The sequence below is a fragment of the Shewanella sp. MR-4 genome, assembly GCF_000014685.1.
Lineage (GTDB): Bacteria > Pseudomonadota > Gammaproteobacteria > Enterobacterales > Shewanellaceae > Shewanella.
In genome coordinates this window covers 2644143-2670095 of the sequence record NC_008321.1, presented here as the reverse complement: position 1 = coordinate 2670095, position 25953 = coordinate 2644143, and the positions used below count along the sequence as shown (strand labels likewise).

The following is a 25953-nucleotide window of genomic DNA, read 5'->3' as shown; positions in this document are numbered from 1 at the left end:
TTATGGGGCTTTGTTTGAATCGCCACTATTTCATTATACAATTTTGACCCTCAGTAAAATACTGGCGTTCATGCTCTAACGGTGATAAGCCATGATAGGGACTATGCTGCAGTTTTGGGTTGTAAAACTTAAAAATATCACTTTAGCCACTTCTCTTGTCGAATAGATCTTCGGTTTGATCTGCTCACGCTTTAGCAACTGAAAGAAACTATTGGCTTTCCGGATCTGAGTGGACTAACACCTTACCTGTAGGTTTACGGCTCCATATAGCCATTAAAAGCACTTCTAAGGCTAGCTCTTTGGTTATTCTGCTGCCCATCAACCAACCAGTAATACGACGAGAAAATAAGTCCATAACTGCACCAACATATAACCAATCTTCATTTTTTTGATGCAGGTAATATCGGCTATCCAAGCCATATTGGGGGCCGATGGATTAAATTGTCGCTCTAAACGATTTAGCGTCACTATATGGCGTTCACCGCCGCGAGCACAAGGTTTCCGATATCCATAATCTCCACCAGATTCAAGCTAACTCAACTTAAGCTGTCCAGCAAGTCGTTCATTTTCCTTCTGTTACTTTGATTTGTGGCTGATTCTCCATATGGCTGATTCTCCATGAGTAATACCCGCTCGGATGAACATCAAACAGCTGACAAAGTTGTCGCACTAAATAGCTGTGATGATGCTGTTGAATAAAGGCGTATCTTACTCGGGGTGGCTAGCGAAGTATTCTGCTGCATTTTTAACAAGTCATGTTCTTCAGTGCCACGCTTGAGCTCTTTCTGTAGCCGTTCTCGACGGACTCTTAGACTTTTGCAAATGTTCTTCTGAATCGGGGTCATAGCGCTTAATCCAGGCATAAAGACTGTGGGTGGTTGTTCCTAAACGCTGAGTAACATCAGCAACAGAATAGCCAGCAATGGTAACTTGCTTAACAGCTTCGATTTTAAATTCTTCGGGATAACGTTTATGGTTCATAGATACCTCTTTAGGTTAGTTTATCTAACTAAAAGATTTCTAGGAAATCGGTGTTGATTCAAGACTATGATTATTGTTCATCAAGAGTAATGTTAGATGAGGATAACTGTTTATCAAAAAACAAAATGCTAGATAGTTATGCATCTTTCGTTATAGTAATGAAATCTATACGGGAATTCAATGCGATACATTTTTTAAACGTTGTTGCTGGCGTTTTAAGCAAGTTAAAGTTGTATCTATGTTTATTTTTTTATTTTTTTATGTGTTTTAAATGTGGGTCGCGTCACATTTTTATTCTTATTTTTCGAATCTAAAGTAATTTTAATGTATCATATGTTTAGTAGTAAACATCTTATCATATAATAACTGTACCATTTATATCATTTGTCAATTATTGACTTCTTATTTCGTTAATCACCTTTTTAGGTCCATGGACATTATTTGTACATGCCTATTTGGTAGTGGTTTTTGGATTGTCTTTCTAGTTTTACTGTTTTTGAGATGATAATTTAATATCTAAATTTATTTCTGCTAGAAATAGATTTACTTTGATGTGGTTTGCAATGTATAGGGGCTATTGTGACATACAAGTTTTCAACTAAATTGGAGTCATGGATTGAGCAAAAAGAAATATCTAGGAAAGATTTGATCGCGCTGTTGCAGTGTGAGTATTACGATATATTCGATGGATTGGATTTAATTACCTTAAGTCGCTGGATTAATGGCAAGAGTACTCCTCCGTTATATAAACAATTGTATATTGCAAAGATTTTGGGGGTTAACTTTGTCGATATACTCAAAGAGGTCGATGTATTGGAACAAAAGTCCTCTAATAAGGCTATGACTGCCGTTAATCTACTCTCGAAGGCGCTAGATTTTTCAATATCATCATTCTCTTACTTTAAGTTGCCTGAACATGTCATTTCGGAGGTTTCAGAGATTAGAAGTGATGAGTATCAAAATATTTTTGGTAAGTTTAATAGTAATATTTTATCTTTAAAGGAGTTTAATAAATTTTTGTCTACTAAAGATTTATTGTATACAGCTCTTTTGTTGAAGAATGATGATGGTCTGATAGTGGGGCATTGGTCAGGGATTGCGAATCTTTTGCCTCTAAATGATAGTCCTCATTTTATCAAGCTTGATAAGGATGAAGTAAAAAAAAGCGCCTTAGTAATGCCTGGTTACTATACTAGTTCCAAACATTATTTTGAACTTATCAATCTTGCAATTTGTTATTATTTGTTAAAATTTTCAAGCGAAAAGGATTATGTTTATTTTTTTATAGCAGACTTTCCGCCTATGCTTAGCTTTTGTAAAGTTGTGTTCGAAGCAAAGGAAGTGAAGTACTATCGAAGTAGTGATAATAAAATGGGTATGTATCTAATGAAATTTAATATAATTAAAGCTATTAGCAATCCTGCTGTTCTCAAAGATGTGCAAAAAAAACTACAATGCCTTTTTAATTGTGATGATAAATGTAGACAATGTAATTTGAATAAATTTTTAAATTAAAGCTATATTATTCTTTTGATGAGAATTTCGTATATTTGAATGAGCAAAATTTTAGGAATAACTTTGTCCAAAGATAACTTATTTGTTAAGGTTTTTGTGTGGTCTGCCTGATATAACAAAGTATCTTATGGTATGTGAGAATTATCTAAACTACAAGATGACTGTTTTTTGCTGTATTTACTCTATTCTTCTCTGCGTGTTTGGCTCGCGTCATGGCCTGAATGGCATGATTGAATAAGCTCTCCAAGGAAGTTTGCACCTCTCGAGGTGATTGATTTTCGGTAAGATTATGGATGATAAACCAAAGCTTGCGATGCAGCGGATGCTATGTCCATCATGGTGCTATGGCTGCATACCAAGCCCATGTCGAATCGATTCCGCAACTTGCCGATGTCTTCATGGTCAGTATTGGATAACATCAGGTAAGCCCCTAGACGGGTGTGAATATCACTCGAACTCAGTTTAGTTTGCGTCAACCTTGCGATATAAATAAGCGCCGCATCTCCGATTGCGTGGCCCCAATGAACGTTTATCCGCTCGAAACGGTCAATATATACAGCTGTTGTTAGGCTTGCAGTGTTATTTGTGGGCTTTATAGAAATAAAGTACGGCGATGATAGAGCTAGGTCAGTTGGTCTGTATGACAAGGGCTAGGCCCTCGGTTTTGCCTCTTCGCGGCTGAATAATTTTTTGTATCTGTGATAATTTTCAATTAAGACTCATTCTCCAGCGAGTCAATCAATGCTTAGTTTTCTAGAGGAATGTCGTATCAAAGCCACCTGCAAAACAGGTGGCTTTATTATTTAGAACTTAGATATTGTTCCGGCTACGGACAATTTGATAGCGGCGGGTGAGATATTCGACAGGTACACTCCAAATATGTACTAATCGGCAGAATGGAAATAGTAAGAACAGTGTCATGCCTAAGACCATATGCAATCTAAATATAAAACCAACGCCCTCTAAGTGAGCGGATGCTCCAGCTTGGAATGTGACAATGCCTTGCACCCAACTGACTAATTTCATCATTTCACTACCATCTAAATGTTGGGCAGAGAAAGGAATCGTTAGCACCCCTAGACAAGCTTGGATGACAAGTAACGTGAGGATCATGATATCGGCAAATGACGATGTTGCGCGGACACGAACATTAGTCAATCTTCGCTTGAGTAGCATTGCTCCACCGGCAATTGTCATCAGACCAAAAATTCCCCCAGCGATCATGGCAATAAGTTGTTTAGTCTGAATCGACAAGAAGGATTCATACATCCAATGTGGGGTTAGCATTCCAAAAAAATGCCCCAGTAGGATCCCAATAATACCTATATGAAATAGGCCAGAAGCAAGTTGCATATTCGTATTATCCAATAGCTGGCTCGAGCCTGCCCGCCAAGTATATTGGCCGTAGTCATATCTGAGCCAACTACCGATAAAGAACACAGCTGCGGCAATATAAGGATAAATATCAAAGAAAAAACCATTAAGAAAATTCATGGTTACGCTCCGTTTAATGCTTTAGTGTCGAGGTATTGCGGAACAACGGCGTGAGCAAATCGTTTTTGATGGAGAGTTTGTTGGACTGAGGCGCATCCCTCATCGCCCAAGAACTTTATTTGCTCTTCTTCCCACACCGCATCGAGTGCTTGCGGTGTGTCATCTTTGGCTTCATTTGCCACCGTCTCGGCCAGTTTTTCCTGTGCAATTTTCTCCCCAGATTGCTCGATTAATACCTGCAATAAATTACTGTAGTAGCTCTGCCGTTGACTCAGTCGCTCTTTGAGAAGCGCGAGAATTGGGGCGACATCCTTTAAGCCGCTTATTGACTCGTACACTGTCAATTGCGACAAGTATTCGAGGTAGGTTGGCAAATAGTCGGGCAGTTGTTTAGCCGTTAATACCATTCCTGCTGCATTATATTGGTTGAGTAAATCAATCATTGCCTGTCCACGGTCACGGGATTCACCGTGGACGTGTTCAAATAGTAATAATGATAAAGAACGACCACGCTCAAACAAATCACCATATTGTGCCTGTAAATCCATTAAAGGAGTTTGAGTCATTTGTTCAATAAATTGATTAATACGTTCTTTTTGGTATTCGTTTAGTTCCGCACACTGTTTTATTAGATGGTTTAGTTCCTGTGCATTATCCCAAACCTCCTGTTCGGGATAATCTAGCAATAGGGCTATTAACCTGAGTGATGTCATCTGCATTATTTATCCCCCAAGGTTTTAGCGGTAATGTCGATGGCGTTGATGCGTTGGCTGTTAAAGAGATTGAATTTGCTGTCGTCACCACCATGGCAACCATTACCAAAGCTAAAACCACAACCTTTGGCTTCGGAAAAGGCTTCCTTTGCGAGTTCGCGGTGGCTACTTGGTACCACGAAGCGATCTTCATAATTGGCTATTGCGAGGTAACGATACATTTCTTGAGCTTGTTGTGCCGTTAATCCTACTTGGTCTAATGCACTAGTATCGACAACACCATCGACGGTTTCTGCACGTTTAAAGTGGCGCATAGCTAACATTCGTTTTAATGCATGTAGCACAGGTTTGGTATCGCCTGCGGTTAACATATTGGCGAGGTATTGAACAGGAATGCGCAGGCTCTTCACATCGGGTAACACACCCTCTTGGCCGATAGCGCCAGCATCTGCGGCTGATTGGATCGGTGAGAGTGGTGGTACATACCAGACCATTGGTAGAGTGCGATACTCAGGGTGTAAAGGAAGTGCAAGTTTCCAATCAATCGCCATTTTGTAGACTGGGGATTTTTGTGCCGCCTCGAGTACGTTTTCGGTAATTCCCTGTTTGCGGGCTTCTGCAATCACTTTCGGGTCGTTCGGATCTAAGAAAATATCTAATTGGCTTTGGTAGAGATCCTGAGTGTTATGTGCTGAGGCAGCTTGCTCAATACGATCAGCATCGTACAAAATAACGCCCAAATAGCGAATACGTCCGACACAGGTCTCGGAGCAGACTGTGGGTTGACCCGCTTCAATCCGAGGATAACAGAAGATACATTTTTCTGACTTACCGCTCTTCCAGTTAAAATAGATTTTTTTGTATGGACAGCCTGTTAAGCACATGCGCCAACCACGACATTTGTCCTGATCTATCAGTACTATACCGTCTTCTTCTCGTTTATAAATTGCACCGCTTGGACAGGTAGCGGCACAAGCAGGGTTTAAACAGTGCTCGCACAAACGAGGTAAGTACATCATGAAAGTGTTTTCAAACTGACCATACATTTCTTTTTGTATATGGTTGAAGTTTTGATCCGCCGAGCGCTTAGAAAATTCGCCGCCGAGGATTTCTTCCCAGTTTGGCCCTTTTTCAATTTTGTCCATACGTTCGCCGGTGATCAGTGAGCGAGGGCGGGCAATCGGCTGATGTTTACCTTGCGGAGCATTATGCAAATGTTCGTAATCAAAGGTGAATGGCTCATAATAATCATCAATAACGGGCATATCTGGGTTGTTGAATAACTTCGATAACACACTGATTTTACCGCCCATTTTTGGTTCAAGCTTACCGCTAATTTTGCGTATCCAGCCGCCTTTCCATTTTTCTTGGTTTTCCCAATCGCTAGGGTAGCCAGTACCAGGCTTGCTTTCGACATTGTTAAACCATGCGTACTCCATGCCTTCTCGGCTAGTCCAGACATTTTTACAAGTTACCGAACAGGTATGGCAGCCAATACATTTATCTAAGTTCAGGACCATGCCGACTTGTGAACGAATTCTCATACTTATTTCTCCCCAGACAGACCGCTGTGCATATTGGGTGCTTGTTTGTGATCATTATTTTCGTTGTCTAACCAGTTAACGTTATTCATGCGACGAACAACGACAAACTCATCTCGGTTAGAACCCACAGTGCCATAATAGTTAAAGCCGTAGGCTTGATGGACATAGCCTCCAATCATATGCGTGGGCTTTGGGCAAACTCGAGTGACCGAGTTATGAATACCACCGCGTTGCCCGGTAATTTCTGATCCAGGAATGTTCACCAAACGTTCTTGGGCGTGATACATCATCACCATGCCTTCTGGTACTCGTTGGCTGACTACCGCGCGAGCAGTTAATGAGCCATTGCTATTGAAGGCTTCAATCCAATCGTTATCTTCAATGCCTAAGTCTTTAGCATCGTCTTCACTCATCCAGACGATTGGTCCACCTCGGGATAGGGTCAGCATTAATAGGTTTTCGCTATAGGTTGAGTGGATCCCCCATTTTTGATGTGGTGTGATCCAATTCAATGCTTTTTCCTTATTGCCATTACCTTTTTTTCCCATAATTTCGTGTACCGTGCGGGTATTGATGGGGGGGCGGTAGGCAATCAAGCTTTCACCGAAGTCACGCATCCATTGGTGATCTTGGTAGAGTTGCTGACGCCCAGTCACGGTACGCCAAGGAATAAACTCATGGACGTTGGTATAACCTGCGTTGTAGGAAACGTGCTCATCTTCAAGGCCTGACCAGGTCGGGCTAGAAATAATCTTTCGTGGCTGAGCTTGAATATCGCGGAAGCGGATTTTTTCATCTTCTTTATTGATGGCAAGATGCCGATGTTCAAGCCCTGTGACCTCACTTAGAGCATCCCAAGCTTTCACTGCAACATGGCCGTTGGTTTCAGGCGCTAGAGCCAAGATGACTTCAGCAGCGTCGATTGCTGATTCAATCTTTGCTAAGCCCTGTGCTATGCCATCGTGGTGTACATAGTTGAGTTTTTTAAGTAGTTCGACTTCGCTGTCGGTGTTCCAGTTAATCCCTTTACCGCCATTGCCTTGGCTTGTTAACAGTGGACCCAAAGCCGTAAAGCGAGCATAAGTATTGGGATAATCCCGTTCAACAGTTGTTATGTGAGGTGCAGTTTTTCCTGGAATGAGGTCACATTCGCCTAGCTTCCAGTCTCGCACGTCAAATGCTTGAGCAATTTCCGCGGGCGAGTCATGCTGGATTGGCAGAGTCACTACATCAGTCTCTTTTCCAAGGTGGCCTTCACAGACTTTGGAAAATGCCTTGGTAATCCCCTTGTAAATGTCCCAGTCTGATTTAGCTTCCCATGCTGGGTCTACTGCTGCGGATAACGGATGAATGAATGGATGCATATCCGAAGTATTCATATCGTCCTTTTCGTACCAGGTCGCCGTTGGTAATACTATGTCCGAGAATAAGCAGGTGCTTGACATCCGGAAGTCTAGAGTCACCACTAAATCTAGCTTGCCTTGAGTGGGGGTATCTTTCCATTCGATTTCATTAGGTTTTTCGGCACTCATTTCACCTAAGTCTTTCCCTTGAATACCGTGTTCGGTACCCAATAAATACTTGAGTAAGTATTCATGGCCTTTGCCCGATGAACCTAGCAGGTTTGAGCGCCAGATAAACATGTTACGCGGATAGTGATCTTCTGGTTGCTCAGCTGCGAAGCGAATAGTACCTTCTTTTAAAGCTTTAACCGTGTAATCTGTTGGCGATAACCCTACGCTATTTGCCTGCTTGGCAATGTGTAATGGATTGACGTTCAGTTGTGGCGATGACGGTAACCAACCTAAACGTTCAGCTTTAACGTTCATGTCGATTAAGTGCTGGCTATAACGTGATTTATCAGCAAGAGGGGACAGCAGCTCTTCGGTTTTTAATTTCTCATAGCGCCATTGGCTTGAGTGATTGTAGAAAAAGGACGTGCCGTTCATATGACGTGGAGGTTTTTGCCAATCGAGGCCAAATGCCAGTGGCTGCCAACCCGTTTGCGGGCGCAGTTTTTCCTGGCCGACATAGTGAGCCCAGCCGCCGCCACTTTGCCCCACGCAACCACAGAAGACCAACATGTTGATTAATCCGCGGTAGTTCATATCCATGTGATACCAGTGGTTTAATCCTGCGCCGACGATAATCATCGAACGGCCACGAGTTTTTTCTGCGTTATCTGCAAATTCACGGGCAATGCGGGTGATTTCATCGGCTGCGACACCAGTGATTTTCTCTGCCCAAGCAGGGGAGTATGCTTTTACATCGGCATAGGTTTGTGCGCAGCTTGGATCCTGCAAACCGCGTTCAACGCCGTAGTTTGCTAAGGTTAAATCGTATACCGTTGTAACATACGTTTCGCTTCCATCAGCAAGTTGGATACGTTTTACAGGCAGTTTTCGATGGATAAGATCTTTTAAGGGGACACTGCTGAAATGTTCATGTTCTATACCGCCAAAGTATGGAAAGGCAACGTCAACAATATGATCTTCATTATGAATCCCAAGACGTAACTTCACTTTGTCTTGGTCTTTACCAGCTAGCTGCGCCAGGTTCCATTTGCCTTTTTCACCCCAGCGATAACCTGCTGTGCCATTCGGTGCAACCAGTTCGCCATTTTGATCATTAATGGCGACTGTCTTCCAATCAGGATTGTTTTCTTCACCAAGTTTATCAATCAGATCCGAGGCGCGTAGAAAACGACCTGCGGCAAAACTACCATCTTCACGAGGATCTAATTGTACCAGCATGGGCATATCCGAATACTGGCGCAGGTAATTTTGGAAATACTCTGATTGTCGATTGACGTGGAATTCTCGCAGAATCACATGCCCCATGGCTAAGGCGACGGCGCTATCGGTTCCTTGCTTGGGATTGAGCCAGTGATCGCAAAGTTTTGCGACTTCTGCATAATCAGGAGTAATGGCGACAGTTTTAGTGCCTTTGTATCTGACTTCTGTGAAGAAATGTGCGTCTGGGGTACGAGTTTGTGGAATATTTGAGCCCCAAGCGATGATATAAGAAGAGTTATACCAATCGGCAGATTCTGGGACGTCAGTTTGCTCACCCCAAGTCATCGGAGATGCTGGTGGGAGGTCGCAATACCAGTCATAGAAACTTAAACATGAACCGCCGATAAGTGATAAATAACGTGCTCCCGCAGCATAAGATACCATCGACATTGCAGGGATTGGCGAGAAGCCGACAACTCGGTCAGGGCCATGCTGTTTGATGGTATAAACGTTTGATGCAGCAATGATTTCATTGACCTCTACCCATGAACTGCGAACAAAACCACCACGACCACGTGCAGATTTATATTCCTTTGCTGCAGTTTGATTCGTGACTATCGATTCCCAAGCATGAACTGGATCCGTAAAACGCTGTTTAGCTTCTCGCCAGAGTTTAAGCAGCGGTTTACGTACCATAGGATATTTAAGACGGTTAGCACTGTAGAGATACCAAGAGTAGCTGGCACCTCGAGGGCATCCGCGCGGCTCATGGTTAGGTAAATCGGGGCGGGTTCTGGGATAATCGGTTTGTTGTGTTTCCCATGTTACAAGACCATTTTTTACGTAAATTTTCCAACTACAAGAACCGGTACAATTTACTCCATGGGTTGAACGAACGATTTTATCGTGTTGCCAGCGGCTACGATAACCATCTTCCCATTCTCGATTAGTATGCAATGTTTGGCCGTGGTCGCCGGAAAATGTATCTCCGACTTGTTTGAAATAGCGAAACCGGTCAAGAAACTTACTCATCCAAGTTACTCCTAATGGTGGCGTACTAGTTATTTTATGTATACGGATTTATTGCTTTGAGGTGACCGCAGGATAAAGAGCAGAACGTTAGTAGAAGTTGACAAAGATCAAGTTAGGCAATGAGCAATTTGTGACGGCAATGACCAAATACCACCAAGGTAATAGAGGGTGTTTGCTATTAAGGCACTGTTTATTAGATTATTTTATTAATTTCCAATGTTGGGAGAGCGTGTGTTTTATCAGCTGAACTATTAAGAGGTAGTTGAGACAGCAAGGCGTTATTCAACATGTGTAAGTCAAGTTCAAGCAATGATGCTCAATCGGGAAGGAGCATCATCATTTAACTCGTATGAATAAAAACGGTTTGCCTAGGCAAACCGTTTTTATTCATACAACAATCAAATCACTAAACAGTTGAAATCTTTTCAGTGGCCATAGTTTTAATTTTTCGCCCATAAATCAACCATGTGATAAAAAGGCAAGCAATATAACAAAAGATAAAGACCTTCATGGCATTAACGGGAGAACCGGTTAATGCTAATGATGTTCCGAATGCCTTGGGAATGAAAAAACCTCCAATAGCACCTATGGCTGAGATAAACCCTAATGCGGCAGCAGTATCTGTTGCTGCTTTTACTTGGGCCTGGGCGTCACTTCCCCCTTTTGCTTTAACACTTGTCACGATTAATCGTCTAAAAACGACAGAAATCATTTGAAATGTTGAGCCACTGCCTAATCCTGCGGTAGCAAAAAGCGCCAAAAATAATATGAAGAAAGCATTAAAATGCCCCTCGGTTTCTGCTGTGGGAAGGGTAAAAAATAGTAATGTGGCAAAGAGTCCCATTAACATAAAATTTACCATGGTGACATTAATACCACCCCATTTATCGGATAAAATGCCACCAACAGGGCGCATTAATGCACCCACTAAAGGGCCTAAAAAAGCGAAATGCAAAATATCGATATTTGGGAATTGGGTACTTGTTAGCATCGCAAAGCCTGCTGAAAAGCCGATGAATGATCCAAATGTAGCGAGATACAGTAAACTCAAAATCCACAGATGACCTTGCTTTAATACAGGAAGTTGTTGTTTGATTGATGCTTTAGCTGCAGCGATATCATTCATTCCGAACCAAGCCATCAGAGTACTGATTAATAAGAAGGGAAGCCAAACCCAAGCGGCATTTTGTAACCAAATGGTGTTGCCATTGCTTTGAATATCAGCACTTTCTCCAAAGATATTGAAGATTCCTATTGAGATGATCAGGGGGACGAATAGTTGCATAACGCTGACACCTAGATTTCCTAATCCTCCATTTAACCCTAATGCACTACCTTGTTTATCCTTAGGATAGAAAAAACTAATATTGGCCATACTTGAAGCAAAATTGGCACCACCAAACCCACATAACAGTGCAATAATGACAAATATGCTGAAGGGGGTTGTATTATCTTGCACAGCAAATCCTAACCAAAGACTCGGAATCATTAGCAAGGCGGTACTGAAAGCGGTCCAACGGCGGCCTCCAAAAATGGGTATGACGAACGAATAAGGTACGCGCAATAATGCACCTGATACCGAAGGTAAAGCCGTTAATAAAAAGAGCTGGTCAGTCGTAAAGTTAAAACCCACTTTATTAAGATTGACAGCAACCGCACTAAATAACATCCAAACAGAAAATGAAAGTAGTAGACAACATATAGAAATTATTAAGTTTTTTCTCGCAATTTTACTACCTTTGAGTAGCCAAAATTTTTTATCATCTGGGTGCCAATCATGTATGACTCCCTGACGTGATTTTGGGGTGGTTTGAGATAAAGCCATAAGACATCCTACAAAAAATTGAAAGTAGTCACGCTTTTACTGGCTTAAACACGAAAGGAAATTGATGTAAATCAATCGAGGTTCAATTATGTCTTTTGGCGAATGTCCATGCTACTCCTTAATGGGTGCTAGCGATAATCTGTTTAAACTTTTATATATCATATAGATAAGTAAGCATTTTTTGTGTTAACGGATGATTTTATTTATTTTGAAATTAAGAGGTATCCACAAGGGGGTATATGATTGAAATAGTAAATAAATAGACTATGTCGTAGTGAAACAATATATACGAGTCAATTAGTGGTGAACTATAGCGCTATGTTAAGTTTTAACCGTACTCTTTCTATTGTAAAAAAGATTGGGGTACTCATCATTGCCTTGAGTTTCTTGGGTATTACAGGGATGGTTATATCATCATGGGTATCGAATAGTCTCCAAGGAAGTGCCCATGCAATAGATGAGATAGGCTCAATGCGAATGAAAAGTTACCGACTACTTTCATTTTTACCCTTAGAGAATGAACAGAAGTTATTGTTGGCCAACTCGCCATTTATCAGTAAGTTGAATATAGGCCAAAATCAATTAAATAAGGGTGAGGATGTTGTTAAATTAAAGGTTTTTTTAGAGAGGGAGGATTTAATCAACGATTTTAATGATTTGTATCAATATTGGAGTTTACAGTTACAACCAACATTACTATCGGCAAAAGCAGCAAGTGATGCTAGGGTTAAGGTCGATTTTTTTGTGGCTAAGCTAGATAACCTAGTAAAAAAAATAGATAGTAATACAGAAGTAAAGTTAAAGCTTGTATCTCGAGTTCATAGTGTTTTTATCTTTTTAAGTGTACTGTTAACTATAGTTGGGGTCTTTTTTTTAAATTTACGAATATTTCGCCCTTGGCAAGAGCTATTAAGGATAGCTAACAGCATTAGTTCAGGTGATTTTAGTCAGCGATTCAGGGAAAGAAAATATCATGATGAAATGACTATTCTTGGTGATGCTATGAGTTGTATGTCAACTCAATTAAGAAAGATGTATGATGAGTTAGAACGTAGAGTTCAACAAAAAACACTACATATACGTGAACAAAATCTTTGGTTATCTTTCCTGTACCGTTCGAGCAATCAACTTCATAGTTCGGCATCTACATGTTTACGTTATTTCCCTATATTAAAAGAGTTGGAAGAATTAATACCTTTTACATCAATGCAGTTACGTTTGTATGAATACAATAACTCAAATAATTTTGAACAATTTAAAACATCTAACACAGTTAGGCCAAAATATTGTGCCGATCATGAATGTGAATTGTGTTTAGATAATAGTTTTAGTCAATCTACATTAAATTGTAAAATGTTAGAATGGCCGCTTAGGGATCAGTATGGTGAATATGGAGTAATGATAGCTTACTGCTTAAATGATCAAGATTTAACTCCTTTGCAGTCTCAATTGGTTAAAACATTAGTGGAGCAATTGTCAACATCATTAGCTTTAGAATATCAAGATTATAAAAATAAACAGCTTATGATAATGGATGAAAGAGCAGTTATTGCAAGAGAACTTCATGATTCGATTGCCCAATCACTGTCTTGTTTGAAAATAAAAGTAAGCTGTTTACAAATGCAGAGTAAAAATCTAGGTGCTGAACAGTTAGTGCTGATTCAAGAAATGCGTACCGAACTTAACTCTGCATACAGCCATTTGAGAGAGTTACTTACAACCTTTAGACTGAAACTCAATGAACCGGGATTACATCCTGCATTGGAGTCAACGATAGAAGAGTTCAATCAAAAGTTAGGTTTTTCCATTGAATTAATTTATCAATTACCGCCAAATTGTGTGAGTTCACATCAAGCTATTCATTTAGTTCATATCGTGCGAGAAGCGCTAAGTAACATATACAAACATGCTAATGCAGATTGTGCTGTGGTTCAATTAGACTTTGATCCTATTCATAATCATATTCAAGTCGTCATACGAGATAATGGTATAGGTCTCAGTGGTGATATGGCAAAAGTAAATCATTATGGAATATCTATAATGAATGATCGTGCAAAAAACCTCCCAGGTAAGTGCTCTATAGATAATCATTTAAATGGTGGCGTTGAGGTAAAGATTTTATTTAATGCTACTTATTCCTCTTTAATTAAAAATGGAGATGATAATGTGTAATCAAGTTATCACTGAGGAAGATAAGGCAACAATTTTACTTATAGATGACCATCCCATGCTACGTAACGGCGTTAAGCAATTAATTGGTATGGCAGACAATTTATGCATAGTTGCTGAAGCCAGTTGCGGAAAGGATGGCATAATATTGGCGACTCAATTAGACCCAGATTTAATTTTGCTTGATCTAAATATGCCAGAATTTAATGGCCTAGAAACCCTGACTAAACTTAGAGAGTGTGAACTATCCAGTCGCATTATCGTATTTACAGTCTCAAATTATGAGGGCGATATAGTTAATGCTTTTAAATATGGAGCAGATGGTTATTTGTTGAAAGATATGGAGCCTGAAGATTTACTGCAATCTATACAGCAAGCTGCTGCTGGGAAAATTGTATTAAGCGATGCTATCGCTCCGATTTTAGCGACAGGTTTACGACATAATCCCCCTGCAACAAAACGAGATATTGAATCCCTGACAGCGAGAGAAAAAGATATCATCAGACTAGTTTCACAAGGCTTGTCGAATAAAATGATTGCTCGTAAACTTATTATTACGGAGGGAACGGTAAAAGTTCATGTTAAGAATCTACTGAAAAAGCTATCATTCAAATCGAGAGTTGAAGCGACTGTATGGATTCTTCAAGAAAATATATTTTAATATATTTTGCATTAGTTCGAAGAATCGTCACTACTTTTCTAGACGACTTTGAACCTCTTATTAAGCTATGAGAAGCTCTTAAAGGATGTTGAATTAACTCAATGGTAATAAAAGCTGGGTTCTGGCAATCCATCTGCGAGAGAAGAGGGCCGTATTTCAAGTTTTACTCAGGTATTAAACAACCTTACTTTCTTACCACGGGTTATGCCGCATGGCAGACTTGATTCCTACCTGCGCGTTTAGCTTGCATCATGGCCTGATCGGCATTATTGAATAAGCTCTCCAAGAGAGTTTGTGCCTCATCGAGGTGATTGATTTTTGGTAAGATTATGGATGATATGCCAAAGCTTGCGGTGCAGCGGATGCTATGTCCATCAAGGTGCAGCGGCTGTGTATCAAACCCATGGCGAATCGCTTCCGCAACTTGCCATGCTTGCTCATGGTGAGTGTTGGGTAAAATCAGGCCAAACTCTTCACCCCCTAAACGGGCGAGAATATCACTCGAACTCAGTTTAGTTTGCGTCAATCTTGCGATATGGATAAGCGCCGCATCACCGATTGCGTGGCCCCAATGGTCGTTAATCCGCTTGAAATGGTCAATATCAAACATAATAAACGACAGCGGTTGTTGGGCTTGCTGCGCGATTTGACGACCGAGATTGAAAAAAGCCCGGCGATTATAGAGCTGGGTCAGTTCGTCGGTATGGGCAAGGCGCTCTGCCGTAGATTTGGCCTCTATTAGTGCTTGCTCCATCTGTTTGCGTTCGGTGATATCGGTGGCGATTTCAATTCTGACTAATCGGCCATCAGTCCAATGAATGGCTTGATCTCGACATTGATACCAACGGCCATTTTGCGTATTTTGAAACTCCCATACATGGACGCCCGTAGGATTTCCATCCGAGTCCACTAGTTTAGGATTAGTGCAAAATTGGCAAGGGGAGTTTTGTGCCGATTGCAGAACTTGATAGCACTTTTTTCCTTTCGCATCCCCCCAAACTGATGCGCCATAACTATTTAAATAGAGCAAATCATAGGTATTTAAATCTGATACATAGACCAACACATCGAGGCTATTGAGGATAGTCTCAATGGCTTGATTATGGTCCGTATCGGCGTGTAGTGGGGCTATTTGGGTCATTGAGTCGCAACCGAACTATCGAATGGAATACTAACAACATGTAGTACTAATTATAGAGGCTAATATAGCCTATAAATCTGTCCAATATTCAATTAATTAAAATAATAAATATTTTTCTTTATGCCCAATCGATGCCGTTTTGAATGCCTTTCGCTGTGCCAACCTAAGCTGTCGGACTCTATTTAAATTTTATTTTTTAAGTAGGCGATCGCTTTTTGTGCCCGACGTGATAAAGGCCACTCGGCTCTGTGGATCAGCCAAATGGTGTCTACCACTGGGCTGCCACACTCAACCACATAGATTTCATCTTGTCGTTCAAAGGCTTTACGGGCATAGCGAGGGATCACGGTAAAGCCGAGCCCCTTGGCAACGGGTTCGAGGATTAAACTGATCTGATTGATAAAACCTTTGCAGGGGATCTCTTGGATGCCAGGACTCCCTGGATATTTACGACTCAGTAAACGCGTTGCCATGGCTTCGCCATCGGGGTGAGAGATAAATCCGATGCGCTGTAAATCTTGCCAATCAGCGATTTTATGCCCTGCGGGCACAACCAACTCGAGCGGTTCTTCGGTAAAATGGCGACTGCAAATACTAGGATCCGATGGCTTAAAAGTTACCATCCCAAACTCATGTTGATTGGTCAGAATAGCGGAGAGGATTTCATTATCGGGGGCAAAACGATGATGAATTTTTAGCTGCGAAAACTCCGTTTGTAGCTGTAAGAGCAATGGGTAAAGTGTTAAGCCGATACTGCCTGGGGTGATAAGGCTAATTTCGCCAATATGGGCATCATCTTGGATGAGTTTTTGCTGTAATCGCTTCTGGGCGCAGTTTATGTCTTTGACGTAACTCAACAAATGCTCACCAACGGGGGTGATTTCGAGTTGGCGGCTACGGCGCAAAAATAGAGTGCCGTATTCTTCCTCTAAGCGACTGATATGTTGGCTGACCGCGGCTTGGGTGATACCTATGGCTTCGGCCGTTCGGGTAAAGTTTCCCTTTTCCACTAACACTGCAAAGGTATTGAGCCATTGTGGATTTATCATAATGAAATCTTATAGAACCTATAATATGGCAGTGCTTTTAATTATGGCACGTTCGTTTTAGTCTGTCCTCATCATAGTTAACCCATGGTTAGGACTGTCAGATGACCCAGCTATTTTCTCCTTTCAAATTAAAAAATATTACCCTTAAAAACCGCATTGCCGTGGCACCTATGTGCCAGTATCAGGCTCACGACGGGCTGAGTAACGACTGGCACCAAGTGCACTACACGAGCCTTGCTCGCGGCGGCGCAGGCTTAGTGGTGGTTGAGGCGACCGCCGTATCGCCAGAGGGGCGGATCACTCCGCGCTGTTTAGGCTTGTGGAACGATGAGCAAGCGGCGGGCTTAGCAAAAATTGCCACGGCAATTAAAGATTCTGGCGCGGTGGCGGGGATCCAAATCGCCCACGCTGGTCGTAAAGCCAGTGCCAACATTCCTTGGGAAGGGGATGACCATATTGAGGGGGATCAAGGTTGGCAAACACTGTCGCCATCGGCCGTGGCATTTGGCGAAAACCTTGGCAAAGTACCGACAGCCATGACGATTGACGATATTCAACGTGTGAAAGCCGATTTTGTGGCGGCGGCCAAGCGAGCGCTCGACGCTGGGTTTGAATGGTTAGAGCTGCACTTTGCTCACGGCTATTTAGCGCAAAGCTTCTTCTCTACCTATGCCAACCAACGTACCGATGAATACGGTGGCGATGCCGAAGGACGAGGCCGTTTCCTTATCGAGACAGTGGAAGCGGTGAGGGCGGTTTGGCCTGAGCATTTACCGTTAACGGCGCGCTTTGGTGTGATTGAATTTGATGATAAAGACGAGCAAACCCTGAGTGAGTCCATCGCCTTGGTAAAGCAATTTAAGCGCGCGGGCCTCGATATGCTTAACGTCAGTATTTGTTTTTCAACCCCCACGGCGAACATTCCTTGGCGTCCAGCCTTTTTGGCGCCTATTGCCGAGCGAGTGCGTCGGGAAGTAGGTTTCCCGGTGGCAACATCTTGGGGCATGGATAATCCTCACCATGCGGAGCAAGCGATTCAAGATCAGCAAATGGATTTAGTGATGATAGGTAAAGCGTTCTTGGCTAACCCTCACTGGCCTTATCAAGCGGCACAAACCTTAAAGGTCTCGCGTCCATCTTGGGTATTACCTTCATCCTACGCCCATTGGTTAGAACGTTACTCCACCGTGAAAGTGGAATCATCCATAGATTGAAGTGAGTTGTTCGCCAAATAAAAAGCCCCACGTTTAAGGTGGGGCTTTTTGTTTATTCTCGCTTTAACGCAAACTTTTACTGGGGCGATAACGGCCTGAACGATTTGCTGGCTTAGTGACGCTTTACTTAATGATTGTAGAGGCGACGTCCCTCTCGCATCACTTGGATAAGCTCAGGCGCGCTCATCTTCTTATGCAGTCTGTGCTCAAAGTTTTCATCGTAAATGCGGTATTTACCATGGCGGTCGATGACGGTGATTTCCGACTGTTGGTAAATGGCAAAAATGCGACTGTCGCCGATGTAAATCCAGGTCTCTTGGTTCGGTTGCAACAGGCTACGGCCCGCGCTGTAGTCCGTGGTGTTATTGGTGCAACCTAAGATATGGGTCATCAAGGTAGGCACTACACCATAGTGACTCGTGCGGTATTTAACCTTACTGGCGCCGACATTGGGCCAATGAATGACCATAGGCACTCTGACACTCTCGGGAGACAGATTGCGCTGGGCTTCGTCGCTGTTGCTGGTGAAAATTTTGCCATTAACGCCGGTGATCACCACTAAGGTATCGCTCGGCAACTCACTCACTATCGCTTGGATTTGCTTATCAATAAAATTCAACGATTGGCGATATTGGTTAAACAGCACCTTTTGGGCCGGTTTCAAATTCGCATCGGCCTTGACGGTTTCGATGCCAAGGAAGCCGACTGGGGTATCAAAATTCTCCGGCGCCTTCAGGTTGACGAGGGCAAACCATGGGCTCTGTTGCTCGCTTTGCCATTGTTTAAAGTGGCCTACGCTGCGTAAATCCGCATCGGCACTGCCATTGGTTTCTTTGGCGATGACAGGGGTAAAATCATTAAACATGGCCTGCGCCGAGCGTAAATTCAGATTGGTTTCGGGGATAAATAAGCCAAGCTGATAACCCGCCTGTTTAAAGCTTTGGGTCATGATTGGGCTAGTGCTATTGAAGATGCGCGCATCGCCATAGCTGCCTTGTAAGCCATAGAGCAGGGAGAACATGCCGGTTCTAAATTGATTACCGCCACTGTAATGCTGAGTAAAGCTCTGATTCTGCTCAGTGTATTGATGCAAAAACGGCATGGTCTTAGCGTCCACCATGTCGGCACGTAAGCTATCGATGGTCAGCATTAACACATTGGGTTTGCTGTCGGCTTGGCATTGTAGTGGCTGTGCGGGATAACTGAGCGTGCTGGTCGCATGATTGGCTTCATCATCCGATTGCGAAGAACCATCAATCCCATGGCTTTCCATAAAGGAGCGAGCCGTGGCGGGGTATGACAGCGGATAAGTATCATCGAAACGGGTAATTTCAGTGATATCGGCCGCGTCGGCCCAAATGTGGATCAAATGGCTGCTGACAAAACACACCCCAATAAAGGTAATCACTTTATTGCCAAGATTCAGCTTTTGGATTTTCTCAATCCGTTTCCACAGGAAGTTAGCCGCCGTTAGCTCAATCACCAAAATGGCAATGGGCGTGACAATATAAGAGGTGCCGTGGAGCAGGGCATTTAAATCGGCCCAGGCTAAGTCAAAGGCGAAGGGGCTCAAGTGCATGCCATAATCGGCATACACTATGGTGTCATACAATAAGATACACAGGCTTAAGGTGGCGGTCACTGCCGCTAAGCCCCTTAAAATCTTGGAGTAAGGCAAGATTAAGGTCAGCGGGAATAGGCAGATCAAGTAAGCGATAAAAGCAAGAAAACTGAACTGGCCAATGGTGCTGACGGCGAGGTAGCCCCAGCCAAACCAGGTTTCGGGATAACCCACACTGCTCAGATAGCGTGTGCCGACAATCATGGCCAACAGGCCATTAAAGAAGGCGAACCAATGTCCCCAGTTGATGAGTCGTGACACGCGATCGCGGCTCATTTGCTTTTTTCGCTCGACCATAGTGATCCGCTTATTCCTAAAAGACGTTGTATCTTATGTTGTTTTAACGATTGTTACTCGACTAACTTAATTGGATTTCACCGATTGTGCGAGTGCTTTCGCAAATTGTTCAGCGACTGCTTGGCGAGATTCACTTGGCACTTTGCGCTCGAGCAGGTGAGTGACACAGTTGCCCAGTGCCATCAGGCTTAAGTCAGTAGGGGCTTTGTGCTTTTCGAGTACCGCTAAAATCTCGGCGATTAATGATTCAACTTGTGCGTTTGAGTATTTCGATTGGATTGCCATAATCAAAAAATGTTTCACTTTGGAATGGATTAGCGGCATATAATAGCGGATTTATTCCAGCATCACTATCAGGGCTTATGAGTATTAACATCGAACAAGCAATTATTCACGAGATTTCCCAGGACAGTCAGGGGCAATTACGCTGCCGTTTACGTCCTCAACCTCTGCTGAACAGTCAGGCTGTCGAGATGATGCTGGAAGAATTGCATCAGACTTATACCAGCAAATCCGGCAAAGGATTTGGCTATTTTGGTATCCATGGTGATGACGGTGAGGCTAATCCGGCCTTTTCGAATGCGCTGCAGGAATACCGTGCAGGGGATTTAGGCTTCGTCGAATTTACCGGCCAAGCCAGTAAGTTGTTGCAGGAAGAGTTGGCAAAATATGATTTTAGCCAAGGCGGATTCCTGTTGATGTCCTGCTATACCAGCATGGCGAGTGACTTTTTGTTTGTGGCGCTGCTGAGTGCCAAGTCATCGATGACGGTACTCGATGATATGGAACTGTCGCAAAACAACCACTTAGATTTAAGTAATATTCAATTAGCGGCACGTATCGATCTTACTGAATGGCAGGCCGATAAGGATTCCCGCAAGTACATCTCCTTTATCCGTGGACGTGCAGGCCGTAAGGTGGCGGACTTCTTCCTCGACTTTATGGGCTGTGTCGAAGGCGTAAATACTAAGGCGCAAAATAAGACCCTAATGAATGCGGTGGAAGATTTTGTTGCCAGCAGCGATCTGACCAAAGAAGAACGTCAGCAATGCCGTAACAAAGTGTTTGAGTATTGCTCCGAGCGTTTCGATGAAGGCGCTGACATTGAGATCAAAGATTTAGCCGATGAACTCGCCGATCAAGGTATGGAGTCTTTCTATGACTTTGCCCGTGGCGGTAGCTATGAGCTGGATGAAGAATTCCCCGCCGATAAATCGACCTTAAGACAATTGAAGAAGTTTTCGGGTACCGGTGGCGGCGTCACTATTAGCTTCGATGGCGGCCATTTAGGGCAGCGGGTGATTTACGATCCGATTTCCGACACGCTTTTGATTAAAGGCGTGCCCGCTAACTTAAAAGATCAGTTAGATAGACGTCTTAAGGGCGAATAATCCGCCTTGGATAATATCACTTAAGCTTTAAGCGTCAGCTTTTTAAGCATCAAGCATTAAACACAAAGGCCGAGGATTAATCCTCGGCCTTTAACTTTTGTGCGAAAGCGACTTATCTGAAGCGCCGCTTAACTCGGCTTACTTGGAAGCTGCTGCAAATGGTACCGGGCGTGGCGTTGCTTTATTCGATGGCGGCAGAATTGGCAGCGTGATCTGCGGCTGTTCACCTGTGAGCGAATTTAAGAAGGCCACCATTTCCTTAGTTTCTTTGTCGGTGAGCTTTTGGCCTAACTGAATATCCGCCATGGTATTTACCGCTTCTTCGAGCGTCCAAACACTGCCATCGTGGAAGTAGGGATAGGTCAGCTCGATATTACGCAGTGTTGGTACTTTAAACACATATTTATCGGCTTCTTTGCCCGTCACGCCTTTACGCCCTTCGGCAGGATTATTGGTGTGGAATGGTTTGATGAGGCCCATCTTCATAAACATAGTGCCACCGACCGCGGGGCCATTGTGGCAGCTGACGCAGCCTTTGTCCTTAAACAGTTGGTAACCGGCTTTGGCTTCGCTACTAATCGCATCCTGTTTACCTAATAAATATTGATCGAATGGGCTATTCGGCGTGACTAAGGTTTTTTCGAAGGCGGCAATGGCATCGGTTAAACGATCGATATCGACTTTTTCATCGCCATAAACCTTAGCGAAGCGAGCGCGGTATGCGGGCATTGAGGCAATGGTTTCGGTGGCAAGTTCATGGGTAAAGCCCATTTCCTTTGGATTGGCAATCGGGCCTGCGGCTTGCTCTTTTAAGTCGCTGGCGCGGCCATCCCAGAATTGCGCCAGCATAAAGTCGGTGTTCAGCACGGTTGGGGAGTTAATTGGACCCTCTTGCCAATGGTGGCCAATCGATGTGGGCAGGGCATCCACGCCGCCAGTAGAAAGATTGTGGCAAGAATTACAGGAGATAAAGCCTGATTTCGACAGTCTGGGTTCGAAAAACAGCATCTTACCCAGTTCGACTTTTTCTGGCTCAGTGATTTTAGCTGGCGTAATCACTTCAATCGGTTCGGCAGCAACGGCGTAGTGTCCGCCTAACATGGCCATAATACTGATCGCGATAGCGGTGAGTTTGATCATCTGGTCTCTCCCTTATTAACCTTGTTTTATGTATGGTTTATAGGGCGATACTAACGGCTTAATCGCCTTAGGGATAACGCCTTGTTTCGATTGGGTCTATCGCAGTTATGGATTAGGTTTTTGTGAGCTAATTCGCTGTTTTTATTTGATTATCTCGATAGGGTGAGTGGTGTTTCGTTTAGCAATTTATCTGCTAATCGCGAGTGCCTATTAAGCAGTCTGTATTTACGCTTGCCTATTCATCGCTATTAGCTCAGCGGTGACATCCTTGACGCCTTTATCGAGATTTTTCCGCGTTGTTGGGCGGGGCGAGTGACATAAGTGCATTTTGCTTTTTGCTCACTCAGTCATTGAATGAGCCAGCGAATTGGTTAACTCATACGCGATGCTTGTGCATTTGTTGTGTCATCCAGATAAAAAGCGCCTAACAGCGGATTCATTTGTCGCGGGGCGAGGCAGAATTGATTAGAATCCTTATTTACTGTTTGGGTAAGCTTGGTTATTGCCAAGTGAGCGTGCTCGGCCATCGCTAAGTGGCGCAATCCCTATTAAGGCGGACTGTTTTTCTGCCGAGGAGAGTCAATGCAACTGTTTGTAAAAGATTTAACCGTGATCGATTTTTCCTACCTTTGCCCCAAGCGTGGCATGGTGGGGGAAAGCTGGATTGTCGATGTGGTATTAGAAGGCGGCCTAGACGAGCAAAATATGGTGCTCGATTTCGCTAAAGTGAAGCGAACCATCAAGCAGACAATTGATGCGGTGGCCGATCATCGTTTATTGGTGCCGACTGCCTACAGTGGCGTGCGTTGGCAGCAGCAAGGCGATAGAGTGTGGATGGATTTCGATAGCACGCTCGGTGAGATCCACTTAGCTTGTCCTTCCCAAGCCTTTGCACTCGTTCCATCGGAACAGATTGATATTCCAAGTGTTAACGCCTTTTTACAAAAAGCACTGCGGGAAACTCTGCCCGATAATGTTGAAGGTATTAGCCTCACTTTAAGGCATGAGTTCCTCAACTCGCCTTACTATCATTACAGCCATGGTTTACGTAAACACGATGGCAATTGCCAGCGGATTGCCCATGGTCATCGTAGCCCGGTGCAAGTGTTTGAAAACGGCATTCCAGCACCGAAATGGGATGAATATTGGGCCAAGCGTTGGCACGATATCTATCTCGGTAGCGAGGAGGATTTAGTGTCAGTGAAGACCCTTAATCTATCGCCACAAACGCGGATCAGTGATGACAGCCATTATGGTTTCCACTATCAAGCGCCGCAGGGGGATTTCCAACTGGCCATGCCCAAGGAATGTTGTGATTTGATCCCGCACGATACCACGGTTGAATTGCTGGCCGACTATATGGCGACTACCTTAGTAGCAAAAGTGCCATCGAGCCAATTTACTGTGATTGCCTACGAAGGCGTGGGTAAAGGCGCCATAGTGAGCAAAGGCAATTAAGCCAGTCGATTTTTTATAACGCCCTAATCTTTAGGGCGTTATTGTTTGAATAAGGATTTTTGAGAAGATGCTAAACGCCGTACCCAATGCCCTACCTAAGTTGTTAAAAACTTTACCGAACACACCATCACTCAGTTGTAAGGCGGTAGTCTTGTCGCTCTTAACCCTATTTAGCTTATCGACTCAGGCGCAGGTGAGTTTTGAAGGGCAATTTGAGCAGGGCGCGTTAATTCGTGGTAAAGCGCCGGCGGGCACGCAGATAAGTCTTAACGGTGAGGCATTAAAAGTAACGCCAGATGGCCATTTTGCCTTTGGCTTTGATCGGGATGCGCAGCTGAGTCAAGAACTACGCTTGGTCTATCCCGATGGCTTAACCGAAGTCAAACCGCTCAGTGTTACTAAGCGCGAATACAATATTCAAAGCGTTAAGGGCATCAGCAATAAGATCATGAAGCCCGATCCCGTGGCGCAGGAGCGAGCGGCTAAAGATACGGCGCAGGTGAAAGCGGCCCGTGGCACTTTTAGCGAGCAAACGGCATTTTTACAGTCGTTTATTTGGCCATTAACCGGCAGGATCTCCGGCGTCTATGGTAGTCAGCGTATTTATAACGATGTGCCTGGCAACCCCCATTTTGGTGTGGATGTCGCTGCGAAAACCGGTACTGTGGTCGTCGCGCCTGCCGATGGCGTGATCAGCCTGTCGGTTCCCGATATGTTTTATTCGGGCGGCACTATGATCATCGACCATGGCTATGGCGTGAGTTCAAGCTTTTTGCACTTAAGCAAACTCTATGTCAATGCAGGCGAAACCGTTAAGCAAGGCCAAGCCGTGGCAGAAGTCGGCGCGACAGGCCGAGCGAATGGCCCGCATTTAGATTGGCGTGTGAACTGGTTTCAAATGCGCCTCGATCCGACAACCATAGTGCCATCTATGGCGACTGTGCTGGCGGCGGAAAAAGCACAAAAACAATAGAAACGGAAAAGAATTATCATATTTTGAGAGTGAACAACTAGCCGTTGGTCACTCTCTTTGCGCTTACTATTTACTGAATTGATTGATGTAGCGTGCTGGTTTATTCAGGCAGCAGACCCATTATGATGATTGAAGTATACCTAGGTTAAAGCCGGAAACCTTTGCAAGTGCAATCCGACAATAAATAGCTTCATTTTCAGGAATAGGTGGTTGGCCGGGGGCGAAGTATTTTGCATCTCGTAGATGGATAAAATTTCTCTCTCCATTATCTAGTGGTTCTTCTTTTTGATTCTTCAGGAGAAAATCTCGAATTCCTTCATCAATAGTCGAAGTGATGAGGTTGCTCTCCATGTATTTATCTTTACTAATAATAAACCCAGAGACGAGAAACCCGTCCACCAGGAGTGTTATGCCTGTTTCAATAGGGGACTCTGATTCAGAGAATTTGACGACGAGTTCCAATATTAAATCTTTCATGCTGATTTCCTCTGCTCGCTTAGATTGTGTTATCTCGATTTATCAGTAAACCCTAGCTTGAAAAGCAATATTCCTCAATGATTCTGCCAAAATAATTTATATGCAACAGTAAGTTAATAGAATACCTCTGGAGTAATCCTTTGTCGTAGGCGCAAAGAACTCATACGACTCGCAGCTTAAAACATCACGTATTAACTTATTTTAAAAGTGGATGATTTTCAGGCAGATGGCGGATGATCCACAGTACCAGCTTGTGCTTCATATTCGGGCCATCCTCCTTATCTTTGGCTAAGGGTTGGATCAAATTATCGGTCACTAACAGCCGATAAATACATTCCACTTTATCCTTGGGCGACACACCTTTGTCAAAGTCATCAAAACCGCGTTTTTTGGCGTAGCCGATACCAATTTCTAGGGCGAGTTTGAGTAGCTGTGCTTCATGCTTGTGGGGTTTCATGCGCTGCGTCCTTATGGATATCACGGAAAGCCCGCTGGCATTCCCGTGGTCGATAACACAAAACTC

The 25953-nt window shown here is 43.5% G+C and carries 20 protein-coding genes and 1 pseudogene; 7 read left to right on the top strand and 14 right to left on the bottom strand.

Features of this window, described 5'->3' with window-relative positions; all coding sequences use genetic code 11:
• Positions 1-25: 25 nt before the first annotated feature.
• A pseudogene (locus SHEWMR4_RS11740) lies at positions 26-981 on the bottom strand (transposase).
• A 579-nt stretch (positions 982-1560) separates the two neighbouring features.
• Here SHEWMR4_RS11740 and SHEWMR4_RS11730 point away from each other — a divergent pair.
• A complete protein-coding gene (locus tag SHEWMR4_RS11730) occupies positions 1561-2496 on the top strand; it encodes a helix-turn-helix domain-containing protein (RefSeq protein ID WP_011622994.1) in 936 nt (311 codons plus the stop codon).
• A gap of 287 nt (positions 2497-2783) precedes the next feature.
• On the opposite strand, the gene SHEWMR4_RS21105 is transcribed toward SHEWMR4_RS11730, so the two are convergent.
• From SHEWMR4_RS21105 to SHEWMR4_RS11705, 6 genes are all read right to left on the bottom strand, one after another.
• Positions 2784-3143, bottom strand: coding sequence for a diguanylate cyclase domain-containing protein (locus SHEWMR4_RS21105; RefSeq protein WP_011622993.1), 360 nt, complete (start codon positions 3141-3143; stop codon positions 2784-2786).
• Between the two features lie 163 nt (positions 3144-3306).
• Complete coding sequence (gene narI / locus SHEWMR4_RS11725; protein WP_011622992.1) at positions 3307-3990, bottom strand: respiratory nitrate reductase subunit gamma; 684 nt, start codon at positions 3988-3990, stop codon at positions 3307-3309.
• Positions 3991-3992: 2 nt separating this feature from the next.
• Positions 3993-4709 carry a nitrate reductase molybdenum cofactor assembly chaperone gene (gene narJ, locus SHEWMR4_RS11720; RefSeq protein ID WP_227499200.1) on the bottom strand — a complete coding sequence of 239 codons (717 nt, stop codon included), beginning with the start codon at positions 4707-4709 and terminating at the stop codon, positions 3993-3995.
• Positions 4709-6247, bottom strand: a complete 1539-nt coding sequence (gene narH / locus SHEWMR4_RS11715) for a nitrate reductase subunit beta (RefSeq protein WP_011622990.1) — start codon at positions 6245-6247, stop codon at positions 4709-4711. The genes narJ and narH overlap by 1 nt, the downstream gene beginning before the upstream one ends.
• A gap of 2 nt (positions 6248-6249) precedes the next feature.
• Positions 6250-10014 (bottom strand): nitrate reductase subunit alpha, encoded by a 3765-nt coding sequence (locus tag SHEWMR4_RS11710; protein WP_011622989.1) that lies wholly within the window; start codon positions 10012-10014, stop codon positions 6250-6252.
• A 406-nt stretch (positions 10015-10420) separates the two neighbouring features.
• Positions 10421-11839, bottom strand: a complete 1419-nt coding sequence (locus SHEWMR4_RS11705; RefSeq protein WP_011622988.1) for a NarK family nitrate/nitrite MFS transporter — start codon at positions 11837-11839, stop codon at positions 10421-10423.
• Positions 11840-12157: 318 nt separating this feature from the next.
• Here SHEWMR4_RS11705 and narX point away from each other — a divergent pair, with 318 nt between their 5' ends.
• The gene (gene narX, locus SHEWMR4_RS11700; protein WP_041409066.1) at positions 12158-14011 is read left to right on the top strand and encodes a nitrate/nitrite two-component system sensor histidine kinase NarX; all 1854 of its coding nucleotides are present in this window, start codon (positions 12158-12160) and stop codon (positions 14009-14011) included.
• The gene (gene narL, locus SHEWMR4_RS11695) at positions 14004-14669 is read left to right on the top strand and encodes a two-component system response regulator NarL (protein ID WP_011622986.1); all 666 of its coding nucleotides are present in this window, start codon (positions 14004-14006) and stop codon (positions 14667-14669) included. Before narX ends, narL begins: the two co-directional genes overlap by 8 nt.
• Before the next feature lie 202 nt (positions 14670-14871).
• Here the strand turns inward: narL and SHEWMR4_RS11690 are convergent, their stop codons facing one another.
• Positions 14872-15810, bottom strand: coding sequence for a GGDEF domain-containing protein (locus SHEWMR4_RS11690; RefSeq protein ID WP_011622985.1), 939 nt, complete (start codon positions 15808-15810; stop codon positions 14872-14874).
• A 182-nt stretch (positions 15811-15992) separates the two neighbouring features.
• On the bottom strand, positions 15993-16859 hold the full coding sequence (locus SHEWMR4_RS11685) for a LysR family transcriptional regulator (RefSeq protein WP_011622984.1): 867 nt from the start codon (positions 16857-16859) through the stop codon (positions 15993-15995).
• A gap of 101 nt (positions 16860-16960) precedes the next feature.
• On the opposite strand from SHEWMR4_RS11685, the gene SHEWMR4_RS11680 reads away from it, so the two are divergent.
• Positions 16961-18073 (top strand): NADH:flavin oxidoreductase/NADH oxidase, encoded by a 1113-nt coding sequence (locus tag SHEWMR4_RS11680; RefSeq protein WP_011622983.1) that lies wholly within the window; start codon positions 16961-16963, stop codon positions 18071-18073.
• A gap of 127 nt (positions 18074-18200) precedes the next feature.
• On the opposite strand, the gene SHEWMR4_RS11675 is transcribed toward SHEWMR4_RS11680, so the two are convergent.
• Both SHEWMR4_RS11675 and SHEWMR4_RS11670 read right to left on the bottom strand, forming a co-directional pair.
• A complete protein-coding gene (locus SHEWMR4_RS11675) occupies positions 18201-19991 on the bottom strand; it encodes a DUF3413 domain-containing protein (protein ID WP_011622982.1) in 1791 nt (596 codons plus the stop codon).
• Positions 19992-20057: 66 nt separating this feature from the next.
• On the bottom strand, positions 20058-20276 hold the full coding sequence (locus tag SHEWMR4_RS11670; RefSeq protein WP_011622981.1) for a YejL family protein: 219 nt from the start codon (positions 20274-20276) through the stop codon (positions 20058-20060).
• Between the two features lie 77 nt (positions 20277-20353).
• Between SHEWMR4_RS11670 and yejK the strand changes: the two genes are divergently transcribed.
• The gene (gene yejK / locus SHEWMR4_RS11665) at positions 20354-21382 is read left to right on the top strand and encodes a nucleoid-associated protein YejK (protein ID WP_011622980.1); all 1029 of its coding nucleotides are present in this window, start codon (positions 20354-20356) and stop codon (positions 21380-21382) included.
• A 138-nt stretch (positions 21383-21520) separates the two neighbouring features.
• Here the strand turns inward: yejK and SHEWMR4_RS11660 are convergent, their stop codons facing one another.
• A complete protein-coding gene (locus SHEWMR4_RS11660; protein ID WP_011622979.1) occupies positions 21521-22522 on the bottom strand; it encodes a cytochrome-c peroxidase in 1002 nt (333 codons plus the stop codon).
• 582 nt (positions 22523-23104) lie between these two features.
• Between SHEWMR4_RS11660 and SHEWMR4_RS11655 the strand changes: the two genes are divergently transcribed.
• Both SHEWMR4_RS11655 and SHEWMR4_RS11650 read left to right on the top strand, forming a co-directional pair.
• Positions 23105-23980 (top strand): 6-pyruvoyl trahydropterin synthase family protein, encoded by an 876-nt coding sequence (locus tag SHEWMR4_RS11655; RefSeq protein WP_011622978.1) that lies wholly within the window; start codon positions 23105-23107, stop codon positions 23978-23980.
• A gap of 67 nt (positions 23981-24047) precedes the next feature.
• Complete coding sequence (locus SHEWMR4_RS11650; protein WP_011622977.1) at positions 24048-24953, top strand: M23 family metallopeptidase; 906 nt, start codon at positions 24048-24050, stop codon at positions 24951-24953.
• Positions 24954-25073: 120 nt separating this feature from the next.
• Here the strand turns inward: SHEWMR4_RS11650 and SHEWMR4_RS11645 are convergent, their stop codons facing one another.
• Positions 25074-25430 (bottom strand): hypothetical protein, encoded by a 357-nt coding sequence (locus SHEWMR4_RS11645; RefSeq protein WP_011622976.1) that lies wholly within the window; start codon positions 25428-25430, stop codon positions 25074-25076.
• A 196-nt stretch (positions 25431-25626) separates the two neighbouring features.
• A complete protein-coding gene (locus SHEWMR4_RS11640) occupies positions 25627-25887 on the bottom strand; it encodes a DUF5062 family protein (RefSeq protein ID WP_011622975.1) in 261 nt (86 codons plus the stop codon).
• Positions 25888-25953: the final 66 nt, after the last annotated feature.

What these genes read in the sequence shown, in the direction of transcription:
- SHEWMR4_RS11655 (WP_011622978.1), top strand. Translation starts at nt 23,105, where the DNA reads ATGCAACTGTTTGTAAAAGATTTAACCGTGATCGATTTTTCCTACCTT.
- narX (WP_041409066.1), top strand. Translation starts at nt 12,158, where the DNA reads ATGTTAAGTTTTAACCGTACTCTTTCTATTGTAAAAAAGATTGGGGTA.
- SHEWMR4_RS11660 (WP_011622979.1), bottom strand. Translation starts at nt 22,522, where the DNA reads ATGATCAAACTCACCGCTATCGCGATCAGTATTATGGCCATGTTAGGC.
- SHEWMR4_RS11705 (WP_011622988.1), bottom strand. Translation starts at nt 11,839, where the DNA reads ATGGCTTTATCTCAAACCACCCCAAAATCACGTCAGGGAGTCATACAT.
- SHEWMR4_RS11690 (WP_011622985.1), bottom strand. Translation starts at nt 15,810, where the DNA reads ATGACCCAAATAGCCCCACTACACGCCGATACGGACCATAATCAAGCC.
- narL (WP_011622986.1), top strand. Translation starts at nt 14,004, where the DNA reads ATGTGTAATCAAGTTATCACTGAGGAAGATAAGGCAACAATTTTACTT.
- narI (WP_011622992.1), bottom strand. Translation starts at nt 3,990, where the DNA reads ATGAATTTTCTTAATGGTTTTTTCTTTGATATTTATCCTTATATTGCC.
- SHEWMR4_RS11670 (WP_011622981.1), bottom strand. Translation starts at nt 20,276, where the DNA reads ATGGCAATCCAATCGAAATACTCAAACGCACAAGTTGAATCATTAATC.
- SHEWMR4_RS11685 (WP_011622984.1), bottom strand. Translation starts at nt 16,859, where the DNA reads ATGATAAATCCACAATGGCTCAATACCTTTGCAGTGTTAGTGGAAAAG.
- SHEWMR4_RS11675 (WP_011622982.1), bottom strand. Translation starts at nt 19,991, where the DNA reads ATGGTCGAGCGAAAAAAGCAAATGAGCCGCGATCGCGTGTCACGACTC.
- SHEWMR4_RS11680 (WP_011622983.1), top strand. Translation starts at nt 16,961, where the DNA reads ATGACCCAGCTATTTTCTCCTTTCAAATTAAAAAATATTACCCTTAAA.
- narJ (WP_227499200.1), bottom strand. Translation starts at nt 4,709, where the DNA reads ATGCAGATGACATCACTCAGGTTAATAGCCCTATTGCTAGATTATCCC.
- yejK (WP_011622980.1), top strand. Translation starts at nt 20,354, where the DNA reads ATGAGTATTAACATCGAACAAGCAATTATTCACGAGATTTCCCAGGAC.
- SHEWMR4_RS11645 (WP_011622976.1), bottom strand. Translation starts at nt 25,430, where the DNA reads ATGAAAGATTTAATATTGGAACTCGTCGTCAAATTCTCTGAATCAGAG.
- SHEWMR4_RS11650 (WP_011622977.1), top strand. Translation starts at nt 24,048, where the DNA reads ATGCTAAACGCCGTACCCAATGCCCTACCTAAGTTGTTAAAAACTTTA.
- narH (WP_011622990.1), bottom strand. Translation starts at nt 6,247, where the DNA reads ATGAGAATTCGTTCACAAGTCGGCATGGTCCTGAACTTAGATAAATGT.
- SHEWMR4_RS11640 (WP_011622975.1), bottom strand. Translation starts at nt 25,887, where the DNA reads ATGAAACCCCACAAGCATGAAGCACAGCTACTCAAACTCGCCCTAGAA.
- SHEWMR4_RS11710 (WP_011622989.1), bottom strand. Translation starts at nt 10,014, where the DNA reads ATGAGTAAGTTTCTTGACCGGTTTCGCTATTTCAAACAAGTCGGAGAT.